The organism is Allobosea sp. TAF32 (assembly GCF_052113585.1).
In the GTDB taxonomy this organism is placed as follows: Bacteria; Pseudomonadota; Alphaproteobacteria; order Rhizobiales; family Beijerinckiaceae; genus Allobosea.
Map to the genome: position 1 here is coordinate 1 of NZ_JBFRDM010000052.1, position 425 is coordinate 425.

The 425-nt window shown below is 60.7% G+C and carries 1 protein-coding gene; it reads right to left on the reverse strand.

Annotation, left to right across the window (positions count from 1 at the left end; genetic code table 11):
• Window positions 1-110: 110 nt before the first annotated feature.
• Window positions 111-425 (reverse strand): DNA-3-methyladenine glycosylase I (locus AB4Z16_RS28135; RefSeq protein ID WP_441514592.1); only part of this gene is annotated, 315 nt, incomplete at its 5' end.

Here is a 425-nt window from a genome sequence, read left to right on the forward strand (position 1 = left end):
CTACTACTATTTATGTATACGTAAACAATATCTGTATACGTATACGCACCGTTGCCGAAACAGAAAAGCGCTGTGGATGGATCGGCTTCCAGCCAGCCTTCCGGCGAGGATCAGCGCGGCACCTTGAAGGCCTTGCGGGCCTTCAGCACCTCGGCGCGGGTCGCACAGCCTTCGAAATGATCGTTGACCAGGCCCATGGCCTGCATCAGCGCATACATCGTGGTCGGGCCGACGAACTTCCAGCCGCGCTTCTTCAGGTCCTTCGAGAGCGCCACGGACTCCGGCGACGTCGTCATCTCGCGCAGCACGGCCGGCGTGACTTTCTTCGGCCGCGACTTCGGGTCCGGCTCGAACTTCCAGAAATAGGCCGCCAGCGAGGGTTCGGTCTTCAGCAGATCCTGCGCGCGCTGGGCGTTGTGGATGGC